This window comes from Paenibacillus swuensis (assembly GCF_001644605.1).
GTDB classification, from domain to species: Bacteria; Bacillota; Bacilli; order Paenibacillales; family DY6; genus Paenibacillus_N; species Paenibacillus_N swuensis.
In genome coordinates, this window is record NZ_CP011388.1 from 2,592,801 (window position 1) to 2,619,382 (window position 26,582).

Genomic DNA, 26,582 nt, shown 5'->3' on the forward strand with positions numbered 1-26,582 from the left:
GGAGCAATTTTGTTAGGATTGCTTTACTAAGGGCTTTCTTTTATGTCTTTCTGTTTCCGAAATCGGGTATGAAAGTAGACATGAGGGGTGAGTTTAAGTTGGCAGGTCAACTTGTTCAATTAGGAAGACGCACTCGGAGAAGTTATGCCAGAATCGAAGAAGTGCTAGAAGTTCCGAACCTGATCGAAATCCAACAGAAATCCTATGAGTGGTTTCTGGAAGAGGGATTGCGAGAGATGTTTCAAGATATTTCTCCGATTCAGGATTTCACAGGCAACCTGGTTCTGGAGTTTATTGACTACAGTCTGGGCGAACCGAAGTATTCTGTCGATGAGTCCAAGGAACGAGACGTAACCTATGCGGCACCGCTGCGTGTTAAAGTGCGTCTAATCAATAAGGAAACCGGCGAAGTCAAGGAACAAGAAGTGTTCATGGGTGACTTCCCGCTGATGACCGATACGGGTACCTTTATTATTAACGGTGCGGAACGGGTTATCGTCAGCCAGCTGGTTCGCTCTCCTAGCGTCTATTTTAGCACAAAAGTCGACAAGAATGGGAAGAAAACATATACAGCTACCGTTATCCCTAACCGCGGTGCTTGGTTGGAGCTGGAGACCGATGCGAAGGATATTATCTATGTCCGTATTGATCGCACAAGAAAGATTCCGGTCACAGTTCTGTTAAGAGCATTGGGTTTTGGTACGGATGCAGAAATTATCGAATTGCTCGGTGAAGACGAGTATATTCGGAATACGCTGGATAAGGATAGCACGGATTCTACCGAAAAAGCATTAATCGAGATTTACGAGCGTCTTCGCCCGGGCGAACCTCCTACACTGGATAATGCGAGAAGCTTATTGGTCGCGCGTTTCTTTGATCCGAAGCGTTATGATCTTGCGAATGTCGGTAGATATAAGATAAACAAAAAACTACACATTAAAAACAGATTGTTTAATCAACGTCTTGCTGAGACGCTGGTAGACCCGGAAACAGGCGAGATTATCGCTGAAGCCGGTCAAATGATCGATCGTCGTCTACTAGACGAGATTCTGCCTAGTTTGGAGAAGAACGTAGGTTTCAGAGAGCACCGCATAGCTGCGGGCGTTCAAGATGCGGACAGCATTCCTCTTCAAACGATCAGTGTATTTGCACCGGATGAAGATGGTCGTGTAATCAAGATTATCTCGAACGGTATTATCGATAAGAGCATCAAGAACATTACATCATCCGATATTATCGCTTCGATTAACTATTTCATGAATCTGTTGCATGGCATCGGCAGCACGGATGATATTGACCATTTGGGCAATCGTCGTTTGCGTTCCGTCGGTGAACTCCTTCAGAATCAATTCCGTATCGGTTTATCCCGGATGGAACGTGTGGTTCGTGAGAGAATGTCCATTCAGGACGCTAATGTAATTACGCCTCAAGCGCTGATCAACATACGGCCCGTGATTGCGTCCATTAAAGAGTTCTTCGGAAGCTCCCAACTCTCGCAATTTATGGATCAAACGAATCCGCTGGCTGAACTTACGCACAAACGTCGTCTGTCCGCTCTCGGACCCGGCGGTTTGACTCGTGAGCGCGCGGGCTTTGAAGTTCGTGACGTCCATCACTCTCACTACGGCCGTATGTGCCCGATTGAGACTCCTGAGGGACCGAACATCGGTTTGATTAACTCCTTGTCCACCTTCGCTCGAATTAACGAGTATGGCTTCATTGAGGCGCCTTACCGTTGGGTTGATCCGAAGACAGGAAAGGTAACGGAACAGATTAGTTACCTGACAGCGGATGAAGAGGATAACTATGTTGTCGCACAAGCGAACGTACCGTTGGAAGCAGATGGAACTTTTGCTGAAGACATGGTTATTGTTCGTTACAATAAGCAAGCGGATAATATCTTGACGATGCCTCGTGAACGCGTGGATTACATGGACGTATCTCCGAAACAGGTTGTGTCGGTAGCGACGGCGCTCATTCCGTTCCTTGAGAACGATGACTCCAACCGCGCCTTGATGGGATCGAACATGCAACGTCAAGCGGTGCCGTTGCTCATACCTAAATCCCCGTTAGTGGGAACAGGTATGGAACATAAGTCGGCGAAAGATTCCGGCGTATGTATCGTGGCTAAGCATGACGGAATCATTGAGAAGGTTTCGGCGAATGAAATCTGGCTTCGTCGTCAGGAAATGGTAGACGGTAAACTTGTAAACGGCGATATCGTGAAGCACAAGCTTCATAAGTTTATGCGTTCCAACCAAGGTACCTGCATCAACCAACGCCCGATCTGCCATAAAGGCGAGATTATCAAGAAGGGTGACATCTTAGCGGACGGACCGTCCACCGAGATGGGTGAACTGGCGCTTGGACGCAACGTAGTTGTAGCGTTCATGACTTGGGAAGGTTACAACTATGAGGATGCGATCCTGCTTAGTGAGAAGCTTGTGAAAGAGGATGTTTACACCTCCATTCACATTGAAGAATACGAGTCCGAAGCGCGGGATACGAAGCTTGGACCAGAAGAGATCACACGCGATATTCCGAACGTCGGTGAAGACGCGTTGAAGAATCTGGATGAGCGCGGAATTATCCGTGTCGGCGCTGAAATCGCAGCCGGCGATATCCTGGTAGGTAAAGTAACGCCGAAGGGTGTTACGGAACTGACCGCGGAAGAGCGCCTATTACACGCCATCTTCGGGGAGAAAGCACGCGAAGTGCGTGACACCTCCTTGCGCGTACCTCACGGAACCGACGGAATCGTCGTTGACGTGAAAGTATTTACCCGTGAGAACGGGGACGAGCTGCCGCCGGGTGTGAACCAGCTGGTTCGCGCATACATCGCGCAGAAGCGTAAAATTTCCGAAGGTGACAAGATGGCCGGACGTCACGGAAACAAGGGTGTTATCGCCCGCATCTTGCCTGAAGAAGATATGCCGTTCCTGCCGGACGGAACGCCTGTTGAAGTTGTTCTGAACCCATTGGGCGTACCTTCCCGTATGAATATCGGACAGGTGCTTGAAGTTCACTTAGGCATGGCTGCCAAAGCATTGGGAATTTACACAGCTTCGCCGGTATTTGACGGCGCGCGTGAGTATGATGTTTTCGACGCCATGGAAGAAGCAGGCATGCAGCGTAACGGTAAGACTGTACTATACGACGGACGGACAGGCGATACGTTTGAACGTGAAGTTACCGTCGGTGTCATGTACATGATTAAACTGGCGCACATGGTTGATGACAAGATCCATGCCCGTTCCACAGGTCCTTACTCTCTCGTTACGCAACAGCCACTGGGCGGTAAAGCTCAATTCGGCGGACAGCGTTTCGGTGAGATGGAAGTTTGGGCACTCGAGGCATACGGAGCCGCTTATACGCTTCAAGAAATCCTTACCGTGAAGTCTGATGATGTGGTCGGCCGTGTGAAAACGTACGAGTCCATCGTCAAAGGCGAGAATGTTCCGGAGCCAGGTGTTCCTGAATCGTTCAAGGTATTGATTAAGGAGCTGCAGAGCTTGGGTATGGATGTCAAGATTCTCACCAAGAATGAAGAAGAAATCGAAATGAAAGAACTCGATGATGAAGATGATACGACCAGCGATAAGCTGAACCTCAACCTTGAGGGTGCGGAAGCCGGCGTGGAATAATACCGAAGTCCGGGGCAACCCGGACTGCCGGTCTTTTCATTGAGATGAAACTTTCATAATAGTCGATAACATACAGTTCGGGCAAAATCATTAGCACATTCAAGAGGAGGGTTGCTCCTTGATGGACGTAAACAACTTCGAATTTATGAAAATTGGTCTGGCATCGCCTGACAAAATTCGTTCTTGGTCCCGCGGAGAAGTAAAGAAGCCGGAAACGATCAACTACAGAACATTGAAGCCAGAGAAAGAAGGGCTGTTCTGTGAGAAAATCTTCGGGCCTACGAAGGACTGGGAGTGCCATTGCGGCAAATACAAGCGTGTACGTTATAAAGGTGTCGTCTGTGATCGCTGCGGCGTTGAAGTAACGCGCGCCAAAGTGCGTCGTGAGCGTATGGGTCATATTGAATTGGCTGCGCCTGTATCTCATATCTGGTATTTCAAAGGGATCCCGAGCAGAATGGGTCTCGCTCTGGATATGTCGCCAAGATCGCTGGAAGAGATTATTTACTTCGCATCTTATGTTGTAACCGATCCAGGAGATACACCTCTGGAGAAAAAGCAGCTTCTGTCCGAGAAAGAATATCGCAGTTACCGTGAGAAGTATGGCTATGGATTCCAAGCCGGCATGGGCGCCGAAGCGGTGAAGAAGCTTCTTCAGGATATTGAGGTCGACAAAGAACTTGAATTCTTGAAAGAGGAACTTCGCACAGCCCAAGGCCAACGCCGTAACCGTGCGATTAAGCGTTTGGAAGTCATTGAAGCCTTCCGTAACTCCGGGAATTTCCCGGATTGGATGATTCTCGACGTGTTGCCGGTCATTCCTCCTGAGCTGCGTCCGATGGTTCAGCTAGACGGCGGACGTTTCGCAACGTCTGACCTTAATGACCTTTATCGTCGTGTGATCAACCGTAATAATCGCTTGAAGCGTTTGCTCGACCTCGGCGCGCCGGATATTATCGTGCAGAACGAGAAACGTATGCTTCAAGAAGCGGTTGACGCTTTGATTGACAACGGTCGTCGCGGACGTCCGGTAACGGGTCCGGGTAACAGACCTTTGAAATCGCTCAGCCACATGCTGAAAGGTAAACAAGGCCGTTTCCGTCAGAACTTGCTGGGTAAACGGGTTGACTACTCCGGTCGTTCCGTTATCGTTGTTGGTCCTAGCTTGAAGATGTACCAATGCGGTCTTCCTAAAGAGATGGCACTAGAGTTATTCAAGCCTTTCGTTATGAAAGAATTGGTCAACAAAGGCATCGCGCACAACATCAAGAGCGCGAAGCGCAAAGTAGAACGCGTTTCCCCTGAAGTGTGGGACGTTCTTGAAGAAGTAATCAAGGAGCATCCGGTTCTTCTGAACCGCGCACCTACATTGCATAGATTAGGTATTCAGGCGTTTGAACCGATCCTGGTTGAAGGACGCGCCATCAAGCTGCATCCGCTCGTCTGTACCGCCTACAACGCGGATTTCGACGGTGACCAAATGGCTGTTCACGTACCTTTGTCCGCGGAAGCTCAAGCTGAAGCCCGTATTCTGATGCTTGCCTCCGGCAACATTCTGAATCCGAAGGACGGTAAACCGGTTGTAACCCCATCTCAGGATATGGTACTTGGTATCTTCTATCTGACGATGGACAATCCGGAAGCTGCCGGCTCAGGCATGATTTTCCGTAATGTTAACGAAGCCGTTTCCGCTTACCAACGCGGTACCGCATCGTTGCATGCTCGTGTTGCGATTCCGGTCAGAGCTCTGAACAAAGAATCTTTCACCGACAAGCAACAAGATGCAATGATCGTCACAACGATCGGTAAAATTATCTTTAACGAGATATTCCCGACGCATTTCCCTTATATTAACGAGCCAAGTAAGAACAACTTGATTAACGGAACGCCGGATGTATACTTCATCCACGAGAAGGGCGTAAACGTTCGCGAATATATTATGGGTCTTCCGGTTGTCGGCGGCGTCGGCAAGGATTATGTGGGTAATGTGATTGCGGAATGTTTCCGTATTTACCATACAACACAGACTTCCGTCATTCTCGACAAGATCAAACAACTTGGTTTCACGTACTCGACTAAAGCGGGAATCACGGTTGCCGTATCGGACGTTATCGTACCGAAGGAGAAAGACGAGATTCTTCAGGAGTCCGAAGGTAAGGTTAAAGTCGTTATGAATCAGTACCGTCGCGGTCTGATCACGAACGAAGAGCGTTATGACCGCGTTATCGCGATCTGGAGTAAGACCAAGGATGAGATTACAGAAGTATTGCTTAAATCCATGGATCGCTTTAACTCGATCATGATGATGGTTGATTCCAAGGCGCGGGGTAACAAATCGCAGATTACCCAATTGGGCGGTATGCGTGGTCTGATGGCCAACCCATCCGGTCGTATTATCGAGTTACCGATTAAGTCCAACTTCCGTGAAGGTCTGACGGTTTTGGAATACTTTATCTCTACGCATGGTGCCCGTAAAGGTTTGGCCGATACAGCCCTGCGTACGGCGGATTCAGGTTACCTGACTCGTCGTCTGGTAGATGTGGCCCAAGACGTTATCGTCCGTGAAGAGGATTGCGGTACGGATAAAGGCTTCAGTGTCAGCAAAATTCAAGACGGTAAAGAAGTCATTGAGGATCTGTTCGACCGGATTGAAGGACGTTATTCCTTCGAGACGATTCGTCATCCGCAAACTGGCGAAGTTATCGTGAACCGCAACGACCTCATCGATTCCAACAAAGCCGATGAAATTATCGCTGCAGGCGTAACGAAGCTTTCCATTCGTTCCGTATTGAGCTGCCGCGCGCGACATGGTGTCTGCAAAACTTGTTACGGACGTAACCTGGCTACTGGTAAACACGTTGAGATTGGTGAAGCGGTTGGTATTATCGCAGCGCAATCCATCGGTGAGCCGGGAACCCAGCTGACGATGCGTACGTTCCATACCGGCGGTGTAGCCGGAGACGATATCACGCAAGGTTTGCCGCGTATCCAAGAGTTGTTCGAGGCGCGTAATCCTAAAGGTCAAGCGATCATCACGGAGTTTGACGGTGTTGTTAAAGAAATCCGTGAAGCGAAAGACCGCCGTGAGATTGAAATCATTGGTGAAGCCGAATCCAAAGTATACGCTGTTACCTACGGTTCCCGTATTCGCGTAAGCGAAGGGCAACAAGTGGAAGCAGGAGATGAACTTACGGACGGTTCCATCGATCCGAAAGAAATGCTGCGTATTAAAGGCATCCGCGGCGTTCAGAACTATATTCTTCAAGAAGTACAGCGCGTTTATCGAAACCAGGGTGTTGAGATCAACGACAAGCATATTGAAGTTATGGTTCGCCAGATGTTGCGCAAGATCCGTGTCATTGATTCCGGTAACACTAAACTTCTGCCGGGCTCCTTTACCGACATTCATGAGTATGAGGAAGCGAACAGAGAAGTGCTGCTTAACGGAGAAGAGCCTGCCGTGGCTAAACCGGTATTGCTCGGTATCACCAAGGCTTCCCTGGAGACCGACTCCTTCCTGTCTGCGGCTTCCTTCCAAGAGACAACAAGAGTTCTTACGGATGCGGCAATCAAGGGCAAGGTGGATCAACTTCTCGGCTTGAAAGAGAATGTTATTATCGGTAAGCTGATTCCTGCGGGTACGGGTATGCACCGTTACCGCAATATTAAATTGGCTGATCCGGCCGGCGAAGAGTTGGAATCCGTGGATCCGGAATTAGAAACCGTTACTGTAGAATAGATTTTACTCACTTGCTCATATGTAGAGTCCGGGCCGAGTTTACATTCTTGGTCCGGATTCTGTATGGTAAGTATTACTTTAAGATTAGAGGATAACAATTAGGTAAAGTCCTTGACACCTTATAGTTGAAATGATAATATATCGAAGTGTGCCTAACAGGTTCTCTTCTGTACTTTGGAGGATGTAGCTTTTTATGTCTTATGAAAAAGTAATACAGAACAGCCGAATCAGCATTGGCACGAAACAGACAATCAGAATGGTGGAGCTTGGTCTTGCCACTGAAGTCTTTGTTGCGAAAGATGCAGATCCTAGGATTACGATAAAAGCAATTAATCTCTGCAAGAAGCACGGGGTTAAGGTGACGCAAGTGGATACGATGAAAGCACTCGGTAAAGCTTGCGGTATTGAAGTAGGTGCCGCTATGGCGGCAGCAGTGAATGAATAACCAAATTAGTGTTTTTGTCTGGCGTCAGGTTTGAGAGGATATATCTTCTCGGGCTTCATGACGCTGGCAAAAACTTTTCATTTGCTTATTTATGAACCGCCTGGGTCTGTGGGCTTAATGAACTTTTGGTATAATTTGAGGAAGGAGGTGGCGAAATGCCAACTATTAACCAACTAGTACGCAAAGGCAGAAAGGCTAAAGTAGTAAAGTCTAAATCTCCTGCGCTACAAAAAGGATTTAACGCTCTAAAACGTGAGGGTACTGAAATCAGCGCTCCACAGAAACGCGGTGTTTGCACTCGTGTAGGTACTATGACTCCGAAGAAACCGAACTCGGCTCTTCGTAAATATGCCCGTGTACGTTTAACAAACCGTGTAGAGGTGACTGCTTACATTGGTGGTATCGGTCATAACCTTCAAGAGCATAGCGTTGTATTGATCCGCGGAGGCCGTGTTAAAGATCTTCCGGGTGTACGTTACCACATCGTTCGCGGTGCATTGGATACTGCAGGCGTTAACAACCGTATGCAAGCTAGATCCAAATACGGAACGAAGCGTCCTAAAGTTAAGAAGTCTTAATCGTTTTACAGCAATGTGAAACTGAAATTATGAAATGAATTCATTTTTTGAGAAAGGGGGATAACAACTATGCCACGTAAAGGTCCCGTTACTAAAAGAGACGTATTACCGGATCCGATATACAACAGCAAGCTGGTTACCCGTCTAGTCAACCGTGTTATGATCGACGGTAAGAGAGGTGTCGCTCAAACAATTTTGTATGATGCGTTCAACCTGATTCAAGAGCGTACTGGTAAAGAACCGATGGAGGTTTTTGAAAGTGCGATTAAGAACATCATGCCAGTTCTTGAAGTTAAAGCACGCCGTGTAGGTGGAGCTAACTATCAAGTGCCTATCGAAGTTAAGCCTGAGCGCCGTACTTCCCTAGGTTTGCGTTGGTTGGTAAACTACTCCCGCAACCGCGGCGAGAAAACCATGGAAGAGCGTCTAGCTGCTGAAATCATTGATGCATCCAATAACACTGGAGCATCCGTGAAGAAGCGTGAAGATACGCACAAGATGGCTGAAGCCAACAAAGCGTTCGCTCACTACCGTTGGTAGGATAAGATTACAGAATCGTATCGGTTTACGCCTTTACGTTTCTGATACTTATATTTCTTAAAGTGTTAATTTGAAAGGAGACATAATCATGGCTAGAGAGTTCTCCTTGAAAGATACACGTAATATCGGGATCATGGCTCATATTGATGCTGGTAAGACTACTACCACAGAGCGGATCTTGTTCTACACTGGTCGTACGCATAAGATTGGCGAGGTGCACGAAGGTGCAGCTACCATGGACTGGATGGAGCAAGAACAGGAGCGCGGAATCACGATCACGTCCGCTGCGACTACCGCTGCTTGGAAGGGTCACCGCATCAATATCATTGATACCCCGGGACACGTTGACTTCACAGTTGAAGTTGAACGTTCCCTTCGTGTATTGGACGGGGCTGTAGGTGTATTCAGTGCCAAAGAAGGCGTTGAGCCTCAATCCGAAACCGTTTGGAGACAAGCGGACCGTTACGGCGTTCCCCGGATCGCATACGTAAACAAGATGGACATCATCGGTGCTGACTTCTTGGCAGTTATCGATCAAATGCGCGACAAACTGGGTGCAAACGCAGTTGCTATTCAATTGCCGATCGGCGCTGAAGATCAATTCAAAGGCGTTATTGACATCGTTGAAGAGAAAGCGTATATCTACAAAGACGATCTTGGTAAAGATGCAGAAGAAGTTGAAATCCCTGCTGAATACAAAGATAAAGTTGCAGAACTTCGTCTTGAACTGATTGAGCGCGTTGCTGAGTTGGATGAAGAATTGACAATGAAATACCTTGAAGGCGAAGAATTCACAATTGCTGAAATCAAATCCGCTCTTCGTAAAGGTGTAGTAGAAGTTAAGATCTTCCCAGTTATCGCGGGCTCTTCATACCGTAACAAAGGTGTTCAACCCATGTTGGATGCTGTTATTGATTACCTGCCGGCTCCCATCGATGTACCTGATATTAAAGGTCTTCTGGAAGACGGTTCCGAAGAAGTTCGTAAATCTTCCGACGATCAACCGTTCTCCGCGTTGGCGTTCAAGATTATGACGGATCCTTTCGTAGGTAAACTAACATTCTTCCGTGTATATTCCGGTGTTCTAAACTCTGGTTCTTATGTGCTTAACGCAACTAAGGGCAAGCGTGAAAGAATCGGTCGTATTCTTCAAATGCATGCGAACAGCCGTCAAGAAATTTCCGTCGTATACGCTGGAGATATCGCGTCTGCCGTAGGTTTGAAAGATACAACTACAGGAGACACACTGTGTGACGAGAAAAACCCGATTATCTTGGAGTCCATGAACTTCCCAGAGCCGGTAATTTCCGTTGCGATCGAGCCTAAAACTAAAGCTGACCAAGATAAGATGGGTGTAGCTCTGTCCAAGCTTTCTGAAGAAGATCCTACGTTCCGCGCTCACACGGACGAAGAAACGAATCAAACAATTATCTCCGGTATGGGTGAGCTTCACCTTGAGATCATCGTTGACCGTATGTTCCGTGAGTTTAAAGTGGAAACAAACGTAGGTAAGCCTCAGGTTGCTTACAGAGAAACGTTCCGTCAGGCAGCTAAAGTTGAAGGTAAGTTCGTTCGTCAATCCGGTGGCCGTGGTCAATACGGACATTGTTGGGTTGAGTTCGAGCCTCTTGAACCAGGCAGCGGCTTTATCTTTGAAAGCAAAATCGTCGGTGGTTCGGTTCCTAAAGAATTCGTCGGTCCTGTTCAAGCGGGTATCGAAGAATCCATGAAGAACGGTGTTATCGCTGGCTTCCCATTGGTTGATATTAAAGCAACTATGGTTGACGGATCTTATCATGATGTCGATTCCTCCGAGATGGCGTTTAAAGTTGCTGGCTCCATGGCGCTTAAAGCTGCTAAAGAGAAATGTAACCCTTGCCTTCTTGAGCCGATCATGAAAGTTGAAGTTACTGTACCTGAAGAATACATGGGCGATGTAATGGGAATGTTGAACTCCCGTCGCGGACGTATCGAAGGTATGGATGCTCGCCATGGCGCGCAAATCATTCGTGCTAAGGTGCCTTTATCCGAAATGTTTGGATATTCCACAACACTTCGTTCAGGTACACAAGGCCGTGGTGTATTCTCCATGGAAATCTCTCACTACGAAGAAGTGCCTCGTAACATCGCGGAAGAAATCATCGCGAAAAACAAAGGCGCATAGAAACGGTTTTGCATCCTGCCTCGTGCAGGTAGTATAATCGATTCATATAGAGTCCGCGCTCAAGCGGTATTCGTAAGAACCGGACTCACCCATATTACAAATTATTAAGGAGGCTTTTTCAAAATGGCAAAAGCTAAATTTGAACGTAACAAACCGCACGTTAACATCGGTACGATCGGTCACGTCGATCATGGTAAAACTACTCTTACAGCTGCAATCACTACTGTTCTTTCCAAAAGATACGGTGGCGCGGCAGTAGCCTTCGACCAAATCGATAAAGCTCCAGAAGAGCGCGAGCGCGGTATCACAATCTCCACAGCTCACGTTGAATATGAAACTCCTAACCGTCACTATGCACACGTTGACTGCCCAGGCCATGCCGACTATGTTAAAAACATGATCACAGGCGCAGCTCAAATGGACGGCGCGATCCTGGTTTGTTCCGCAGCTGACGGCCCAATGCCGCAAACTCGTGAGCACATCCTTCTTTCCCGCCAAGTAGGCGTACCTTACATCGTTGTATTCCTAAACAAATGCGACATGGTTGAAGACGAAGAGCTTCTAGAACTAGTTGAGATGGAAGTTCGCGACCTTCTTAGCGAGTATGAGTTCCCAGGCGACGACACTCCGATCATCCGTGGTTCCGCTCGTGAAGCACTTGCTAATCCAGAAGGCGAATGGGCTGACAAAATCATCGAGTTGTTTGAGCAAGTTGACACTTACATCCCAACTCCAGAACGCGACACTGACAAGCCTTTCCTTATGCCTGTCGAGGACGTATTCTCCATCACAGGTCGTGGTACAGTTGCTACAGGCCGTGTAGAGCGTGGTGTGGTTAAGGTTTCTGACGAAATCGAAATCGTAGGTATCGCTGAAGAAACTCGTAAATGTATCGTTACTGGTGTTGAGATGTTCCGTAAACTTCTTGACTCCGCTCAAGCGGGCGACAACATCGGAGCATTGCTTCGTGGTGTAGATCGTAATGATATCCAACGTGGACAAGTATTGGCTAAACCGGGTTCCGTTAAGCCACACACAAACTTCACAGCTCAAATTTACGTTCTGACTAAAGAAGAGGGTGGCCGTCATAAGCCTTTCTTCACAGGTTACCGTCCACAGTTCTACTTCCGTACAACTGACGTAACAGGTGTTATCTCCCTTCCAGAAGGTACTGAAATGGTTATGCCAGGCGACAACATCACAGTAACGGTTGAGCTAATTAACCCAATCGCTATTGAAGATGGTACTCGTTTCGCGATTCGCGAAGGCGGACGTACAGTTGGCGCGGGTGCGGTTGCATCCATCCAAAAGTAATTTAAACTTCATTTGAAGTTATTGAAGAGCTCTTGTCCTAACGGACTGGAGCTTTTCTTTTATATAGAAGAAACAGTGATATTTTGAGTCAAATCGGCTTGAAAAGGCCTTCTATGAAAATCCCAAGAAATATATAAACATTTTACTTGCAATGTGCCTAGGAATTATATATAATATTGACTGTTGGTCTGTGACGTTGCGATGATGTGAGAGGTTACCGACACACCCGGCTCCTTTGCCATGGCGGTGCTGCAGGAAAATTTTCACGGAGTATGTCCGATAATAAATTGGGCGATAGAAGGAGGGACTTATATGGCAAAGCAAAAGATTCGTATTCGCTTGAAAGCATACGATCACAGAATTCTTGATCAATCCGCAGAGAAAATTGTAGAAACAGCAAAACGTTCCGGTGCAGGTGTTTCCGGGCCGATTCCGCTTCCTACTGAGAAGCAAATCATTACTATTCTACGTGCGGTTCACAAATACAAGGATTCTCGTGAGCAATTCGAACAACGCACACACAAGCGTTTGATCGACATTGTTAATCCAACACCACAAACTGTGGATGCATTGATGCGTTTGGATCTACCATCCGGCGTAGACATCGAAATCAAACTTTAATCGGTTGACTTTGATTGTATACATGAACATTCTAACTACTAAGTGATAGAGGAAAAGAGGTGTCAACATGACAAAGGGTATCTTAGGGAAGAAGCTGGGGATGACTCAAGTTTTTACTCCTGAAGGTTTAGTAATTCCGGTAACTGTAATTGAAGCTGGTCCATGCGTAGTTCTTCAAAAGAAAGACCTGGAGAATGACGGATACGAAGCGGTTCAATTAGGTTTCTCCGATAAGAAAGCAAACAAAGCTATTAAGCCAGAGTTGGGCCATGCGAAGAAAGCTGGTACAACACCTAAGCGCTACATTCGCGAATTCCGCGGAATCAACCTTGCAGATTATGAAATTGGCCAAGAGGTTAAAGCTGATCTGTTTGAAGTTGGCGAATATGTTGACGTTACTGGTACTTCCAAAGGTAAAGGCTTTGCCGGCGTTATCAAACGTTGGAACCAAAGCACGGGCCCAATGTCTCACGGTTCCCGTTACCACCGCGGTCCAGGTTCCATGGGTTCCATCCAAGCTAACCGTGTACCGAAAGGTAAACGCCTGCCAGGACACATGGGTTCCGAAACCATTACGATCCAAAACCTCGAAGTTGTTAAAATTGACGCTGAGCGCAACGTAATCCTTGTTAAGGGTTCGATCCCAGGTCCGAAAAACAGCTACGTGAACGTTAAAACTACAACGAAAAACTAAGAACGAAAGAAAGGAGGATTCCTAAATGCCGAAAGTAACGCTTTTTAATGTAAGTGGTAAAGAGGTTGGCGACATCGAGCTTGCCGATTCCGTCTTCGGAATTACACCGAACACTTATGTACTTCATGACGCGGTAGTTTCTCAACAAGCTTCCCTGCGCCGTGGTACACACAAAACTAAAGGTCGCTCCGAAGTACGCGGAGGCGGACGTAAACCTTGGAAACAAAAAGGTACTGGTCGCGCCCGTCAAGGTAGCATCCGTGCTCCTCAATGGAAAGGCGGCGGTATCGTTTTCGGACCGACACCTCGCAGCTACGGCTTCAAACTTCCTAAAAAAGTTCGCCGTCTTGCGATTAAATCCGCATTGTCTTCGAAAGTGATCGACAACGAGATCATCGTATTAGATCAACTGACAATGAACGCGCCGAAAACTAAAGAATTCACTGCGATTCTTAACAACCTGAATGTTGCTCGTAAAGCATTGGTAGTTACAGCTACTTATGAAGACAATGTTGCATTGTCCGCACGTAACATCCCTGGTATTAAGTTTGTAACAGCTGAAGGAATCAACGTCCTGGATGTATTGGTTTATGACAAACTAATCATCACTAAGGACGCAGTAGCGAAGGTAGAGGAGGTGCTTGCGTAATGAAAAATCCTCGTGATATTATCAAGCGCCCTGTAATTACGGAACGCACAAGCGAAATGATGAACGACAGAAAATATGTCTTCGAAGTTGAAATGCGTGCAAACAAAACCGAAATCAAACTGGCGATCGAGTCGATCTTCAAAGTGAAGGTTACAGATGTTAACACACTGAGAATGGCTGCGAAACCTAAGAGATACGGTAAATATTCCGGTTACACTTCCGAATGGAAGAAAGCGATCGTAACACTGAGCGAAGACAGCAAAGCTCTAGAATTCTTCGAGACTGTATAATAAATTCTTAAAGTAAGGAGGGAATCCACGTGCCAATTAAAAAGTATAAACCGACATCGCCAGCTCGTCGCGCTATGTCCGTGTCCACTTTTGAAGAAATTACAACAAGCACACCCGAGAAATCGTTGCTTGCGCCGTTAAGCAAAAAAGCCGGCCGTAACAACATGGGTAAAATTACAGTTCGTCACCAAGGCGGCGGACACAAACGTAAATACCGTATCATCGACTTCAAGCGTACTAAAGATGGAATTCCAGGCCGCGTTGCTACAGTTGAGTACGATCCAAACCGTACTTCTAACATCGCCCTGATCCACTACGCTGACGGTGAGAAGAGATATATCCTTGCTCCTAAGGGTCTTAAAGTAGGCGACGAAGTAATGTCCGGACCTACAGCTGATATCAAAATCGGTAACTGCCTAGCAATGGAGAACATTCCCGTCGGTACAGTTATCCACAACATCGAGTTGAAGCCAGGCAAAGGCGGCCAATTGGTTCGCGCTGCAGGTACTGAAGCTCAACTTCTTGGTAAAGAAGAAAAGTACGTAACAGTTCGTCTGACTTCCGGCGAAGTTCGTAAAATCCTTAAAGTTTGCCGCGCTACGATCGGATCTGTCGGTAACGAAGATCACGAGCTAGTGAAAATCGGTAAAGCTGGTCGCTCCCGCTGGTTGGGTCAACGTCCAGAAGTCCGCGGTGTTGTCATGAACCCTAACGATCACCCACACGGTGGTGGTGAAGGCCGTGCTCCAATCGGTCGTAAATCTCCTATGTCTCCATGGGGTAAACCGACACTTGGTTACAAAACACGTAAAAAAGGCAAATCTTCTGATAAATACATCGTTCGTCGTCGCACGAAATAAGGAACACCTGATCGGTAATCGATTAGGAATCGTTGTTTGAAGGGAGGACAAAATATGGGACGCAGTCTTAAAAAAGGACCTTTCATCGACGCTTACTTGCTGAAAAAAGTTGAAGTTATGAACGAAGCCAGCAAGAAAGCCGTTATCAAAACATGGTCTCGTCGTTCGACGATTTTCCCTCAGTTTGTCGGTAACACTTTCGGTGTTTACGACGGCCGCAAGCACGTGCCGGTTTATGTAACTGAGGATATGGTAGGACACAAACTAGGTGAATTCGCACCTACTCGTACGTACAAAGGTCATGATGATGATCGCAAGACAGGCAAGAGATAATAAACGTAACTTCTTATATGTTTGAGAGGAGGTAATACAATGCAAGCTAAAGCAAACGCGAATTACGTTCGAATTGCTCCTCGTAAAGTTCAGCTCGTTATCGACTTGATCAGAGGTAAGGCAGTAGGTGAAGCGATCGCAATCCTTCGTCATACACCTAAATCCGCTTCGCCTGTAGTTGAAAAGATTCTAAATTCCGCAATCGCGAACGCAGAACACAACTACAACCTGGATACTAGCAAATTGGTCGTTAGCCAAGCATATGTAAACCATGGTCCGATTATGAAGAGATTCCGCCCTCGTGCGATGGGTCGTGCAAGTGCGATACACAAAAGAACAAGCCACATTACATTAGTGGTATCCGAGAAATAAGGAGGGAAAACGTGTGGGTCAAAAAGTAAATCCCGTCGGATTACGCGTAGGTATTATCCGTGACTGGGAATCCAAATGGTACGCTGGTAAAGACTTCGGCACTCTGTTGCTTGAAGATGTTAAAATCCGTGAGTACTTAAAGAATAAGCTGAAAGACTCAGCTGTATCTCATATCGAAATCGAACGTGCGGCTAACCGCGTTAACGTAACGATTCATACTGCTAAGCCAGGTATGGTAATTGGTAAAGGTGGATCTGAAGTTGAAGCGATCCGTACTCATATCACTACTATGTCCGGTGGCAAGAAAGTGCATATCAACATCGCTGAGATTAAATCTCCTGATCTGGATGCCATTCTTGTAGCTGAAAGCATTGCACAACAACTGGAGCGTCGCGTTTCCTTCCGTCGTGCGTTGAAACAAGCGATTCAAAGATCTATGCGTTCTGGCGCAAAAGGAATTAAAACTGCGGTTAGCGGTCGTCTGGGCGGCGCTGAGATTGCTCGTAGCGAAGGCTACAGCGAAGGAACAGTTCCACTTCATACACTTCGTGCGGATATCGACTACGGTACTGCTGAAGCTCACACAACATACGGACGTATCGGTGTGAAAGTATGGATCTATCGTGGAGAAGTTCTTCCGGCTGCCAAGAAAAAGGCTGTCCTACCGGAAGGAGGTAACTAATCATGTTAGTACCTAAACGGGTTAAACACCGCAAAGAGATGCGCGGTAACATGAAAGGTCGCGCTAAAGGCGGAACTGAGATTAACTTCGGTGAATACGGTTTGCAAGCTACTGAGCCGGCATGGATTACGAACAGACAAATCGAAGCTGCACGTATCGCAATGACACGTTACATCAAACGTGGCGGTAAAGTGTGGATCAAAATCTTCCCTTCGAAGCCAATTACACAGAAGCCTCTTGAAGTACGGATGGGTTCCGGTAAAGGTAACGTTGAGAAATGGGTTGCCGTTGTTAAACCAGGTAAAATCCTGTTTGAACTTGCCGGTGTACCTGAAGATATCGCTCGCGAAGCTATGCGTCTTGCTTCTCACAAACTTCCGATCAAGACTAAGTTTGTGAAACGTGAAGGATTGGGTGGTGAAGCAAATGAAGGCTAGTGAATTTCGCAACCTAACCACTGCTGAGATTGAACAAAAGATTACCGGATTTAAAGAAGAGCTCTTTAACCTCCGTTTTCAACTGGCTACTGGCCAACTGGATAACCCGACTCAAATCCGTGATTTGCGCAAAGAAATTGCTCGCGCCAAAACGGTATTACGTGAGAGAGAACTTGGGATTAGTTAAGTACAACTAAATTCAGAGAGGAGGCTGTTCAATGAGCGAAGATCGCAATCAAAGAAAATTGCAGGTCGGTAAAGTAGTCAGCGATAAAATGGATAAAACCATTACAGTTGCTGTTGAAACATACAAGATGCATGATCTTTACCACAAGCGCATTAAATACACGAAAAAATTTAAAGCACATGATGAGCTGAACGAAGCCAAAATCGGCGACACAGTGAAAATCATGGAAACTCGTCCGTTGTCCAAAGACAAGCGCTGGAGACTTGTTGAAGTGACGGAGAAAGCCGTTATTATCTAAACGGAACGAAACAATCCCGGAAGGAGGGAACTTGAATGATTCAACCATTTACACGCTTAAGCGTTGCTGACAACTCTGGTGCTAAACAATTGATGTGTATCCGCGTACTGGGTGGTACCGGCCGTCGTGTTGGTCACATCGGCGATTTGATCATCTGCTCCGTTAAACAAGCAACACCAGGCGGCGTTGTCAAAAAAGGTGATGTTGTTAAAGCAGTTATCGTTCGCACTAAACGCGACACAAGACGTAAAGACGGTTCCTACATCAGCTTCGACGAGAATGCGGCGGTTATCGTGAAAGACGATAAGAGCCCACGCGGAACTCGGATCTTCGGACCTGTTGCTCGTGAACTTCGTGATAAAGACTTCATGAAAATCGTATCTCTTGCTCCTGAGGTTATCTAAGAAGGAAGTTTGCAGGCGCAAACTTATAGGAGGTGTATTGAATGCCAAAAACTAAGAAAAGACTGGAAGACCATAACAACAAACTTCACGTGAAGAAGGATGACACGGTTATGGTGATTACAGGTAAAGATAAAGGTAAGAAGGGCCGTATCATCGCTGCTTTCCCTCGTGAAAACCGTGTATTGGTTGAAGGAATCAACATGGTGAAGAAGCATGCGAAGCCTTCCCAACAGAATCCGCAAGGCGGGATCTTGAATCAAGAAGCTCCAATTCACGTTTCGAACGTGATGCTGCTTGATCCGAAGAGCGGCCAGCCAACTAGAATCGGATATAAAGTTCTGGACAACGGTAAAAAAGTACGGGTTGCTAAAAAATCAGGCGAAGTCATTAACTAATCGTCTTAACAGAAAGGAGGCACACTTAACGTGACTGCAAGATTAAAAGATCGTTATCTGAATGAAATCACTCCTGCTTTAATGCAGAAGTTCACTTACTCTACAGTAATGCAAGTTCCTAAGATCGAGAAAGTCGTTATCAATATGGGTATCGGCGAAGCGGTTTCGAACTCCAAGGTTCTTGACGTAGCGGTAGAAGAGCTTAAACTGATTGCTGGCCAAAAGCCTGTTATCACAAAAGCTAAGAAATCCATCGCGGGTTTCAAACTTCGTGAGAACATGCCGATCGGTGCTAAAGTTACCCTTCGCGGTGAGCGTATGTACTACTTCTTGGACAAATTGTTCAACGTAGCATTGCCACGCGTACGTGACTTCCGCGGTATTTCCGCTAAAGCTTTCGACGGTCGCGGTAACTACACACTGGGCCTTAAAGAGCAATTGATCTTCCCGGAAATCGAGTACGATAAAGTCGATAAAGTACGCGGTATGGATATCGTTATCGTAACGACGGCCAAGACTGATGAGGAAGCTCGTGAGTTATTGATTCAAATGGGAATGCCGTTTACGAAATAAAAATTTCTGTGAAGCAGGCATTTGCTTTCGAAGCAACCTTGCTTCGCTAACTCAGGAGGTGTCAACCTAAGTGGCAAAAACTTCGATGAAAATTAAGCAACAACGTGCTCCGAAGTTCAAAGTACAGGCTTACACTCGCTGTGAGCGCTGCGGTCGTCCGCACTCCGTACTGCAAAAGTTCAAGATTTGCCGGATTTGTTTCCGCGAATTAGCATACAAAGGCCAGATTCCTGGCGTAAGAAAAGCAAGTTGGTAATCAACCCATTTTCGGGAAGGAGGTTCGCTACAATATGGTAATGTCAGATCCAGTTGCAGATATGCTTACACGCATTCGTAACGCAAACGTTGTTCGTCACGAAACAGTTGAATTGCCTGCTTCCAAGCAGAAGAAGGAAATCGCTGAGATCCTGAAGCGTGAGGGATTTATCCGTGACGCTGAATATATTGAAGACAACAAACAAGGGATTATCCGTATCTTCTTGAAATACGGCCCTAACAATGAGCGTGTTATCACCGGATTGAAGAGAATCAGCAAACCAGGTCTTCGCGTTTACACGAAAAGCACGGAAGTGCCTCGCGTACTAGGCGGATTGGGAATTGCAATCATCTCCACATCCAAAGGTGTTATGACCGACAAAGAAGCTCGTCAAACTAAAGCAGGCGGAGAAGTTATCTGCTACGTATGGTAATATAATTTTTAACGAATGGAGGTGCACGAATGTCTCGTATTGGTCGCAAACCGATTACAGTGCCTAACGGCGTTACTGTAACACTTGAAGATACAAACATCACGGTTAAAGGTCCTAAAGGAACGCTTAGCCGCGAATTACACAAAGATATGAAAGTGACTGTGGAAGACAACAACGTCGTTGTTGAACGCCCGTCTGATCATAAACTTCACCGTTCCCTACACGGAACTACTCGCAGCGTTATCAATAACATGGTGGCTGGAGTTTCCGAAGGATTCACGAAAAACCTTGAGCTTGTCGGCGTTGGATACAGAGCTAACAAGACTGGTGATAAAGTGGTTCTGAATGTAGGCTACTCTCACCCGGTTGAAATCACACCGGAATCCGGTATTGAATTCGAAGTTCCTGTTAACACGAAGATTATCGTTAAAGGAATCGATAAAGAACTGGTCGGCGCAACTGCTGCGAAAATTCGTTCCGTGCGCGAGCCTGAGCCTTACAAAGGTAAAGGTATCAAGTACGAAGGTGAACGTATTATCCGCAAAGAAGGTAAAGCCGGTAAGAAAAAATAAGATCGCTTAACGTGATCTTTCATGTATAAGCCCTCGGGGCTGCAACTGACTGGAAAGGAGTGACCATCAGGATGATTACAAAAGCTGATAAAAATAAGGCCCGTCTGAAAAGACACCTTCGCGTACGTAAGAAAATCCAAGGGACTACAGAGCGTCCTCGGTTGAACATCTACCGTTCTTCCAAACACATGTATGCTCAAATCATTGACGATGTTAGAGGTGTTACTATCGCTTCTGCATCTACTGTGGATAAAGAAGTTGACATTTCCAACGGAGGAAATGTTGAAGCGGCTCGTCAAGTTGGCGCATTAATCGCGAAACGTGCGAAGGATGCCGGTCTGGATCGTGTAGTTTTCGATCGCGGCGGATACTTGTACCACGGACGTGTTCAAGCTTTGGCAGACGCTGCTCGCGAAGCAGGTCTTGAATTCTAATCAATAAATAAGGAGGTAAACGACTTGCGTGTAGATCCTAATACTTTAGAACTGACTGAAAAAGTAGTTAACATTAACCGCGTAGCTAAAGTAGTTAAAGGCGGACGCCGTTTCAGCTTCAGCGCACTAGTAGTAGTGGGCGACGGCAACGGTTGGGTTGGTGCCGGTATCGGCAAAGCTGGCGAAGTGCCAGACGCCATCCGTAAAGGTATTGAAGATGCGAAGAAGAACTTGATTCATGTTCCTCTCGTAAAAACAACAATCCCACATCTTGTGACTGGTAAATTCGGAGCTGGTAGAGTATTATTAAAACCGGCATCCCAAGGTACTGGAGTAATCGCTGGAGGACCGGTTCGTGCGGTGCTTGAGCTTGCAGGTGTAGGCGATATTCTAACAAAATCTCTGGGCTCTTCGAACTCCATGAACATGGTGAACGCGACACTGGAAGGCTTATCTCGCCTGAAAAAAGCCGAAGAAGTTGCGAAACTTCGCGGTAAAACAGTGCAAGAGCTACTAAGTTAGGAGGGGAAACAATGGCCAAGCAATTACAAATTACCCTCGTTCGCAGTCTGATCGGTCGTCCGGAAACACAACGCGCCACTGTCAATACTCTTGGCTTGCGCAAAGTGAACCAAACTGTAGTTCACAACGATAACCCAGCCATTCGCGGTATGGTTAATCATGTGACTCACCTATTAAAAGTTACAGAAATCGAAGGCTAGAAATTATAGCGGAGCACAAAACTAGAGGAGGTGCAACGATGAAATTACACGAGTTACAACCTGCTCCTGGTTCCCGCCATCCGAAGAAACGCATTGGTCGCGGTATCGGTAGCGGTACAGGTAAAACGGCAGCTCGCGGACACAAAGGACAAAACGCTCGTTCAGGCGGTGGCGTTCGTCCAGGCTTCGAAGGTGGTCAAAACCCACTTTATCGTCGTCTGCCAAAGCGCGGTTTCACGAACTTCAATCGCAAGGAATACGCCTTGGTTAACATTGAAGATCTGAACAGCTTTGCGGCGGGTACTGAAGTTACTCCGGAGCTTCTTAAAGAATCCGGTATTGTGAAGAACTCTAAGAGCGGAATTAAAATCTTGGGTAACGGCGAAGTTACTGTACAGCTTACAGTTAAAGCTAACAAGTTCTCTCAATCTGCGGTAGACAAAATCCAAGCTGCCGGTGGTAAAACCGAGGTGATCTAATGTTGAAGACCATATCGAACATATGGAAAGTAGAAGATCTGAGAAGAAGAATTATTTTCACACTGCTCATACTGATCATCTATAGAATCGGATCTTTTATTCCGGTACCTAACATTAACACAGATGTACTAACAGGTCTGGATCAACAGAACAATGTGTTTGGTCTTCTGAACACATTCTCCGGCGGTGCATTGGCCAACTTCTCCATCTTCGCGATGGGAATTATGCCATACATCACAGCATCCATTATCGTGCAACTCTTGTCGATGGATGTGGTTCCCCGCTTTACCCAATGGTCTAAAGAAGGGGAAGTCGGACGCCGTAAATTGGCTCAGATCACACGTTATGGTACAATCGTGTTGGGTCTGATTCAAGCCTATGGTTTGGCCATCGGGTTCAACAGACTTTACAATCTCGATATGGTTAGAGATGCAAGCTTCACGACTTACTTGATCATCGCGATCGTGCTAACGGCGGGAACGGCATTTCTGATGTGGTTGGGTGAGCAAATTACGGAGAATGGTATCGGTAACGGTATTTCTGTAATCATCTTCGCGGGTATCGTTGCAGGTATCCCGACGGCCATCCGCCAAATTTATCAAACGCAATTCATGGATGCAGGCGATTTACTGTTCCTGAACATTGTTAAGGTAGTAATCCTCCTAATTCTGATGGTTGCGGTTATTGTCGGTGTAATCTTTGTCCAACAGGGCATTCGAAAAATACCAGTACAATACGCGAAGCGCGTTGTTGGACGCAAAATGTACGGTGGCCAATCCACTCACATTCCGCTGAAAGTTAACGCTGCTGGGGTAATCCCGGTTATCTTCGCATCATCTTTACTTCTTTTCCCGATTACGATTTCTCAGTTCTGGGCTCAATCATCCGTGTCTGTGTGGATCTCGAATAACTTGATGTACACAAAACCGCTTGGTATGGTGCTCTACGTTCTGTTGATTATCGGATTTACATTCTTCTACACATTCGTGCAGATTAATCCTGTGCAGATGGCAGACCAAATGAAGAAGAACGGCGGATACATTCCGGGCATTCGTCCTGGTAAAATGACATCCACCTACCTGACGCGTGTAATGACTCGCATTACACTGGCAGGCGCCATCTTCCTGGCGGTCATCTCCATATTACCGACAATTGCCGGTAATATCGCGAAGTTGCCGAGTGCTGTAGCTATCGGCGGAACATCGATTCTTATCGTCATCGGGGTTGCCCTAGAAACGATGAAGCAGATCGAAAGCCAACTGATTAAACGTCACTACAAAGGTTTTATCAATAAATAGCAATAGGTTCTGACGTCATCCAATGCGATCATCGTCGGCACCTATTGTGCTGTTGTAACGCTCAATACCCTGTTCGTTTCAACTTGAAACGATGTAGTCCTTACAAGATAAGTTATCTTACGCCACTTAGGTTGCGTAGGGAACTTGCGGGAGGAAACTTAAGATGAACATCATTTTCATGGGACCTCCCGGTGCAGGTAAGGGAACACAAGCCGAGCGTATTGTATCCGAGTTTAAGATTCCCCACATCTCTACCGGAGATGCATTCCGCGCAGCCATGAAACAAGGCACGGCAATGGGGGTCAAGGCTAAGGAGTACGTCGATCAAGGTTTGTTGGTCCCGGATGACATTACGATAGGGATCGTAAAAGAAAGACTTCAAGAAGCGGATTGCGCCTCAGGTTTCCTACTTGATGGTTTTCCAAGAACATTGGAACAAGCCGCTGCACTTGACGACATCCTAACCGGCATGGAGCGCAAGCTGGATCATGTGATCAACCTTCGGGTAGACCGTGACCTGTTACTGGCCCGTCTTACGGGCAGACGCATATGCAAATCATGCGGCGCAACTTACCATGTAATCTTCAACCCTCCGCACCGGGAACATCTTTGCGACAAATGCTCTGGGGAACTCTACCAACGTTCCGATGATACGGAAGAAAAGGTTGGTACCAGACTTGATGAGTATATAAACAAAACAGCTCCGTTGCTTGCATATTACGAACAGAAGCATTTGCTTCGCGAAGTAAACGGCGAGCAAGAAATTGATGCGGTAACTTCTGAAATCAACTCCGTGCTAAGAGGTCAAGCTTAATGATTATTTGTAAGTCCGACTATGAGTTGAGCTTGATGAGGGAAGCCGGGCGGATTGTCGCTGACACGCATCGTCTTATGCGAGATTCGGTTAAACCGGGGGTAACAACTCTTGAGTTAGATCAGATCGCAGAAAGATACATTCGCAGTCAGGGCGCAGTTCCATCTTTCAAGGGGTACAATGATTTCTCGGGAAGCATTTGCGCATCCGTCAACGATGAATTAGTGCATGGCATACCAGGCCGGCGCATACTGAACGAAGGCGACATTATCAGCATCGATATTGGGGCTCAATATCAAGGCTATCATGGCGATTCTGCATGGACTTATCCGGTAGGAGAGATTTCGGAAACAGCTAAGAAACTTCTTGAAGTGACTGAGCGCTCCCTCTATGCCGGATTGGAACAAGCGAAGCCGGATGTACGCTTGCATACGATCTCGAACGCGATTCAACGGGTGATAGAAGAAGAAGGCTTTTCCGTCGTTAAAGAGTATGTCGGTCATGGAATTGGTGCAGACTTGCATGAAGAACCCCAAATTCCGAATTACGGCATGCCGGATCGCGGTCCTCGCTTGAAACCGGGGATGGTGCTTGCTATCGAACCGATGGTAAACGTCGGCGAACGTTTTGTGAAGACGCTGCAGGATGATTGGACCGTAGTAACGGTTGACGGATCCTTGTGCGCTCATTTCGAACATACGATTGCCATTACGCAGGACGGTTATGAAATCTTAACGAAAAGCAGAGCGTAGGTGATGAGCGTGATTGAAGCAAAGAAACCTGAGCTCGGACAGATTGTTAAGATTCTGAAAGGTCGTGACGACGGCAAGATTGCTGTCATCATCGGAATCGTGGACGGACGGTTTGTATCTATAGCCGACGGGGATAAGCGTAAATTCGATCAGCCCAAGAAGAAGAACCTTCTTCACCTTGAACTGCAAGAATGGATCAGCTCCGAGGTTGTAGACAGTATTCGGGAAAGCGGCCGAGTGACCAATGGGAAGCTGCGGTACGCTGTCTCGAAATTCATTGAAGCATCGCAAAGCAATGCTTGATTCGAGAGGAGAGTTGTACATTGGCTAAAGAAGATGTGATTGAAGTAGAAGGTACGGTACTCGAGCCACTGCCGAACGCTATGTTTAAGGTAGAGCTGGAGAACGGCCATCAAATTCTTGCCCACGTATCCGGGAAGCTTAGAATGCATTTCATTCGTATTTTGACCGGCGATAAAGTAGTCATTCAATTGTCACCATACGATCTGACTAGAGGACGTATTACGTACCGTAAGTAAGTTTAACTAAGTGAGCTTACCTGTTGCTGTGTCATGCAGAACTGAAGCTAAGCTTACGAAGTCGGATTTGCTAAAGCAAATCTCTTAGGAGGTAATCCAAATGAAAGTTAGACCATCGGTTAAACCGATTTGCGAAAAATGCAAAGTCATTCGCCGTAAAGGGAATGTAATGGTAATCTGTGAAAATCCGAAACACAAACAAAAACAAGGTTAATAGGAGGTGTAGTTTAGAATGGCTCGTATAGCTGGTGTTGACTTACCTCGTGACAAGCGTGTTGAAATTGCGCTGACGTACATTTTCGGGATTGGCAAAACAACTTCCCAAAATATTCTGGCTAGCACTGGAATCAGCAAAGAAACTCGCGTTCGCGACTTGACAGAAGACGAAGTGAGCAAACTTCGTGAAGAAATCGACAAGAATGTTAAAGTGGAAGGCGACCTTCGCCGTGAAATTTCCCTAAACATCAAACGTCTGATCGAAATCGGATCTTACCGTGGCCTTCGTCACCGCCGCAGCTTGCCTGTTCGCGGTCAACGTACGAAAACAAACGCACGTACGCGCAAAGGTCCTCGTCGTACTGTAGCTAACAAAAAGAAATAAGAAGGGGGGATAACTAAAAATGGCTAAAGCGAAAAAAGTAGTACGTACCAAACGCCGTGATCGCAAGAATATCGAGTCTGGAGTAGCACACATTCGTTCTACTTTCAACAACACGATCGTAACGATCACAGATCCGCATGGTAATGCAATTTCCTGGTCTACTGCGGGTAACATGGGTTTCAAAGGTTCCCGTAAGAGCACTCCGTTCGCAGCGCAAATGGCAGCTGAAACAGCAGCTAAAGCAGCAATGGAGCACGGATTGAAATCCGTCGAAGTTATGGTTAAAGGTCCTGGTGCAGGTCGTGAAGCTGCAATCCGTTCCCTTCAAGCCGCTGGTCTTGAAGTTAACCTGATTAAAGACGTAACCCCAATTCCTCATAACGGATGCCGCCCACCAAAACGTCGTCGTGTCTAGTTTCCTGGACATTGTGGTATAAATATCTTTAACTTGTGAATAATGAAT

General features: G+C 46.6%; 36 protein-coding genes. All 36 read left to right on the forward strand.

Annotated elements, in window-relative coordinates:
- Positions 1 to 80: 80 nt before the first annotated feature.
- The 36 genes from rpoB (at position 81) to rpsK (ending at position 26,534) form a co-directional block, all read left to right on the forward strand.
- Entirely contained in the window at positions 81 to 3,644 is a 3,564-nt protein-coding gene (rpoB, locus tag SY83_RS11350; RefSeq protein ID WP_082882479.1) for a DNA-directed RNA polymerase subunit beta, read from the forward strand.
- A 118-nt stretch (positions 3,645 to 3,762) separates the two neighbouring features.
- Complete coding sequence (gene rpoC / locus SY83_RS11355; RefSeq protein WP_068606575.1) at positions 3,763 to 7,383, forward strand: DNA-directed RNA polymerase subunit beta'; 3,621 nt, start codon at positions 3,763 to 3,765, stop codon at positions 7,381 to 7,383.
- A gap of 193 nt (positions 7,384 to 7,576) precedes the next feature.
- Positions 7,577 to 7,828 (forward strand): ribosomal L7Ae/L30e/S12e/Gadd45 family protein, encoded by a 252-nt coding sequence (locus SY83_RS11360; RefSeq protein ID WP_068606577.1) that lies wholly within the window; start codon positions 7,577 to 7,579, stop codon positions 7,826 to 7,828.
- A 155-nt stretch (positions 7,829 to 7,983) separates the two neighbouring features.
- Positions 7,984 to 8,406, forward strand: coding sequence for a 30S ribosomal protein S12 (gene rpsL / locus SY83_RS11365; RefSeq protein WP_068606579.1), 423 nt, complete (start codon positions 7,984 to 7,986; stop codon positions 8,404 to 8,406).
- A gap of 69 nt (positions 8,407 to 8,475) precedes the next feature.
- On the forward strand, positions 8,476 to 8,946 hold the full coding sequence (gene rpsG, locus SY83_RS11370) for a 30S ribosomal protein S7 (protein ID WP_068606581.1): 471 nt from the start codon (positions 8,476 to 8,478) through the stop codon (positions 8,944 to 8,946).
- An 88-nt stretch (positions 8,947 to 9,034) separates the two neighbouring features.
- Complete coding sequence (fusA, locus tag SY83_RS11375) at positions 9,035 to 11,110, forward strand: elongation factor G (protein ID WP_068606583.1); 2,076 nt, start codon at positions 9,035 to 9,037, stop codon at positions 11,108 to 11,110.
- 123 nt (positions 11,111 to 11,233) lie between these two features.
- The gene (gene tuf, locus SY83_RS11380) at positions 11,234 to 12,424 is read left to right on the forward strand and encodes an elongation factor Tu (protein WP_068606585.1); all 1,191 of its coding nucleotides are present in this window, start codon (positions 11,234 to 11,236) and stop codon (positions 12,422 to 12,424) included.
- Between the two features lie 312 nt (positions 12,425 to 12,736).
- Positions 12,737 to 13,045 carry a 30S ribosomal protein S10 gene (gene rpsJ / locus SY83_RS11385; protein WP_017692074.1) on the forward strand — a complete coding sequence of 103 codons (309 nt, stop codon included), beginning with the start codon at positions 12,737 to 12,739 and terminating at the stop codon, positions 13,043 to 13,045.
- Between the two features lie 67 nt (positions 13,046 to 13,112).
- Positions 13,113 to 13,739, forward strand: a complete 627-nt coding sequence (rplC, locus tag SY83_RS11390) for a 50S ribosomal protein L3 (RefSeq protein ID WP_068606587.1) — start codon at positions 13,113 to 13,115, stop codon at positions 13,737 to 13,739.
- A gap of 25 nt (positions 13,740 to 13,764) precedes the next feature.
- Positions 13,765 to 14,388 carry a 50S ribosomal protein L4 gene (rplD, locus tag SY83_RS11395; protein ID WP_068606589.1) on the forward strand — a complete coding sequence of 208 codons (624 nt, stop codon included), beginning with the start codon at positions 13,765 to 13,767 and terminating at the stop codon, positions 14,386 to 14,388.
- Positions 14,388 to 14,678, forward strand: a complete 291-nt coding sequence (gene rplW / locus SY83_RS11400; RefSeq protein ID WP_068606590.1) for a 50S ribosomal protein L23 — start codon at positions 14,388 to 14,390, stop codon at positions 14,676 to 14,678. Before rplD ends, rplW begins: the two co-directional genes overlap by 1 nt.
- 29 nt (positions 14,679 to 14,707) lie before the next feature.
- Positions 14,708 to 15,538 (forward strand): 50S ribosomal protein L2, encoded by an 831-nt coding sequence (gene rplB, locus SY83_RS11405; RefSeq protein WP_068606593.1) that lies wholly within the window; start codon positions 14,708 to 14,710, stop codon positions 15,536 to 15,538.
- Positions 15,539 to 15,592: 54 nt separating this feature from the next.
- Positions 15,593 to 15,871 (forward strand): 30S ribosomal protein S19, encoded by a 279-nt coding sequence (gene rpsS / locus SY83_RS11410; protein WP_068606594.1) that lies wholly within the window; start codon positions 15,593 to 15,595, stop codon positions 15,869 to 15,871.
- Positions 15,872 to 15,910: 39 nt separating this feature from the next.
- Positions 15,911 to 16,243 (forward strand): 50S ribosomal protein L22, encoded by a 333-nt coding sequence (rplV, locus tag SY83_RS11415; protein WP_068606597.1) that lies wholly within the window; start codon positions 15,911 to 15,913, stop codon positions 16,241 to 16,243.
- A gap of 13 nt (positions 16,244 to 16,256) precedes the next feature.
- Positions 16,257 to 16,925, forward strand: a complete 669-nt coding sequence (gene rpsC, locus SY83_RS11420) for a 30S ribosomal protein S3 (protein ID WP_068606599.1) — start codon at positions 16,257 to 16,259, stop codon at positions 16,923 to 16,925.
- Positions 16,926 to 16,927: 2 nt separating this feature from the next.
- Positions 16,928 to 17,362, forward strand: a complete 435-nt coding sequence (rplP, locus tag SY83_RS11425; protein WP_068606601.1) for a 50S ribosomal protein L16 — start codon at positions 16,928 to 16,930, stop codon at positions 17,360 to 17,362.
- On the forward strand, positions 17,352 to 17,549 hold the full coding sequence (rpmC, locus tag SY83_RS11430) for a 50S ribosomal protein L29 (RefSeq protein ID WP_068606603.1): 198 nt from the start codon (positions 17,352 to 17,354) through the stop codon (positions 17,547 to 17,549). The genes rplP and rpmC overlap by 11 nt, the downstream gene beginning before the upstream one ends.
- Before the next feature lie 31 nt (positions 17,550 to 17,580).
- On the forward strand, positions 17,581 to 17,847 hold the full coding sequence (gene rpsQ / locus SY83_RS11435; RefSeq protein ID WP_068606605.1) for a 30S ribosomal protein S17: 267 nt from the start codon (positions 17,581 to 17,583) through the stop codon (positions 17,845 to 17,847).
- 35 nt (positions 17,848 to 17,882) lie between these two features.
- Complete coding sequence (gene rplN, locus SY83_RS11440) at positions 17,883 to 18,251, forward strand: 50S ribosomal protein L14 (protein WP_068606607.1); 369 nt, start codon at positions 17,883 to 17,885, stop codon at positions 18,249 to 18,251.
- Positions 18,252 to 18,292: 41 nt separating this feature from the next.
- On the forward strand, positions 18,293 to 18,646 hold the full coding sequence (gene rplX / locus SY83_RS11445) for a 50S ribosomal protein L24 (RefSeq protein WP_068606609.1): 354 nt from the start codon (positions 18,293 to 18,295) through the stop codon (positions 18,644 to 18,646).
- 30 nt (positions 18,647 to 18,676) lie between these two features.
- A complete protein-coding gene (gene rplE / locus SY83_RS11450; protein WP_082882481.1) occupies positions 18,677 to 19,219 on the forward strand; it encodes a 50S ribosomal protein L5 in 543 nt (180 codons plus the stop codon).
- A gap of 70 nt (positions 19,220 to 19,289) precedes the next feature.
- On the forward strand, positions 19,290 to 19,475 hold the full coding sequence (locus SY83_RS22725; protein WP_082882482.1) for a type Z 30S ribosomal protein S14: 186 nt from the start codon (positions 19,290 to 19,292) through the stop codon (positions 19,473 to 19,475).
- A gap of 34 nt (positions 19,476 to 19,509) precedes the next feature.
- Positions 19,510 to 19,908: a 30S ribosomal protein S8 gene (gene rpsH / locus SY83_RS11455; protein WP_068606611.1), complete on the forward strand. Its 399-nt coding sequence runs from the start codon at positions 19,510 to 19,512 to the stop codon at positions 19,906 to 19,908.
- 29 nt (positions 19,909 to 19,937) lie between these two features.
- Positions 19,938 to 20,480: a 50S ribosomal protein L6 gene (gene rplF / locus SY83_RS11460; RefSeq protein WP_068606614.1), complete on the forward strand. Its 543-nt coding sequence runs from the start codon at positions 19,938 to 19,940 to the stop codon at positions 20,478 to 20,480.
- 71 nt (positions 20,481 to 20,551) lie between these two features.
- The gene (gene rplR / locus SY83_RS11465) at positions 20,552 to 20,914 is read left to right on the forward strand and encodes a 50S ribosomal protein L18 (RefSeq protein WP_068606617.1); all 363 of its coding nucleotides are present in this window, start codon (positions 20,552 to 20,554) and stop codon (positions 20,912 to 20,914) included.
- 24 nt (positions 20,915 to 20,938) lie between these two features.
- On the forward strand, positions 20,939 to 21,436 hold the full coding sequence (gene rpsE / locus SY83_RS11470) for a 30S ribosomal protein S5 (protein WP_068606619.1): 498 nt from the start codon (positions 20,939 to 20,941) through the stop codon (positions 21,434 to 21,436).
- Between the two features lie 11 nt (positions 21,437 to 21,447).
- Positions 21,448 to 21,636 carry a 50S ribosomal protein L30 gene (gene rpmD, locus SY83_RS11475; RefSeq protein ID WP_068606621.1) on the forward strand — a complete coding sequence of 63 codons (189 nt, stop codon included), beginning with the start codon at positions 21,448 to 21,450 and terminating at the stop codon, positions 21,634 to 21,636.
- 38 nt (positions 21,637 to 21,674) lie between these two features.
- Positions 21,675 to 22,115, forward strand: a complete 441-nt coding sequence (rplO, locus tag SY83_RS11480; protein ID WP_068606623.1) for a 50S ribosomal protein L15 — start codon at positions 21,675 to 21,677, stop codon at positions 22,113 to 22,115.
- Positions 22,115 to 23,413 carry a preprotein translocase subunit SecY gene (gene secY, locus SY83_RS11485; protein ID WP_068606625.1) on the forward strand — a complete coding sequence of 433 codons (1,299 nt, stop codon included), beginning with the start codon at positions 22,115 to 22,117 and terminating at the stop codon, positions 23,411 to 23,413. The genes rplO and secY overlap by 1 nt, the downstream gene beginning before the upstream one ends.
- A 163-nt stretch (positions 23,414 to 23,576) precedes the next feature.
- Entirely contained in the window at positions 23,577 to 24,227 is a 651-nt protein-coding gene (locus SY83_RS11490; protein ID WP_068606627.1) for an adenylate kinase, read from the forward strand.
- Positions 24,227 to 24,979, forward strand: a complete 753-nt coding sequence (gene map / locus SY83_RS11495) for a type I methionyl aminopeptidase (protein ID WP_068606629.1) — start codon at positions 24,227 to 24,229, stop codon at positions 24,977 to 24,979. The genes SY83_RS11490 and map overlap by 1 nt, the downstream gene beginning before the upstream one ends.
- 3 nt (positions 24,980 to 24,982) lie before the next feature.
- Positions 24,983 to 25,282: a KOW domain-containing RNA-binding protein gene (locus SY83_RS11500; RefSeq protein ID WP_068606630.1), complete on the forward strand. Its 300-nt coding sequence runs from the start codon at positions 24,983 to 24,985 to the stop codon at positions 25,280 to 25,282.
- Positions 25,283 to 25,302: 20 nt separating this feature from the next.
- The gene (gene infA, locus SY83_RS11505) at positions 25,303 to 25,518 is read left to right on the forward strand and encodes a translation initiation factor IF-1 (RefSeq protein ID WP_068606632.1); all 216 of its coding nucleotides are present in this window, start codon (positions 25,303 to 25,305) and stop codon (positions 25,516 to 25,518) included.
- Between the two features lie 100 nt (positions 25,519 to 25,618).
- On the forward strand, positions 25,619 to 25,732 hold the full coding sequence (rpmJ, locus tag SY83_RS11510; protein WP_003333770.1) for a 50S ribosomal protein L36: 114 nt from the start codon (positions 25,619 to 25,621) through the stop codon (positions 25,730 to 25,732).
- An 18-nt stretch (positions 25,733 to 25,750) separates the two neighbouring features.
- Positions 25,751 to 26,119: a 30S ribosomal protein S13 gene (gene rpsM, locus SY83_RS11515; RefSeq protein ID WP_068606634.1), complete on the forward strand. Its 369-nt coding sequence runs from the start codon at positions 25,751 to 25,753 to the stop codon at positions 26,117 to 26,119.
- A 19-nt stretch (positions 26,120 to 26,138) separates the two neighbouring features.
- Positions 26,139 to 26,534 (forward strand): 30S ribosomal protein S11, encoded by a 396-nt coding sequence (gene rpsK, locus SY83_RS11520; protein ID WP_068606636.1) that lies wholly within the window; start codon positions 26,139 to 26,141, stop codon positions 26,532 to 26,534.
- Positions 26,535 to 26,582 lie beyond the last annotated feature (48 nt).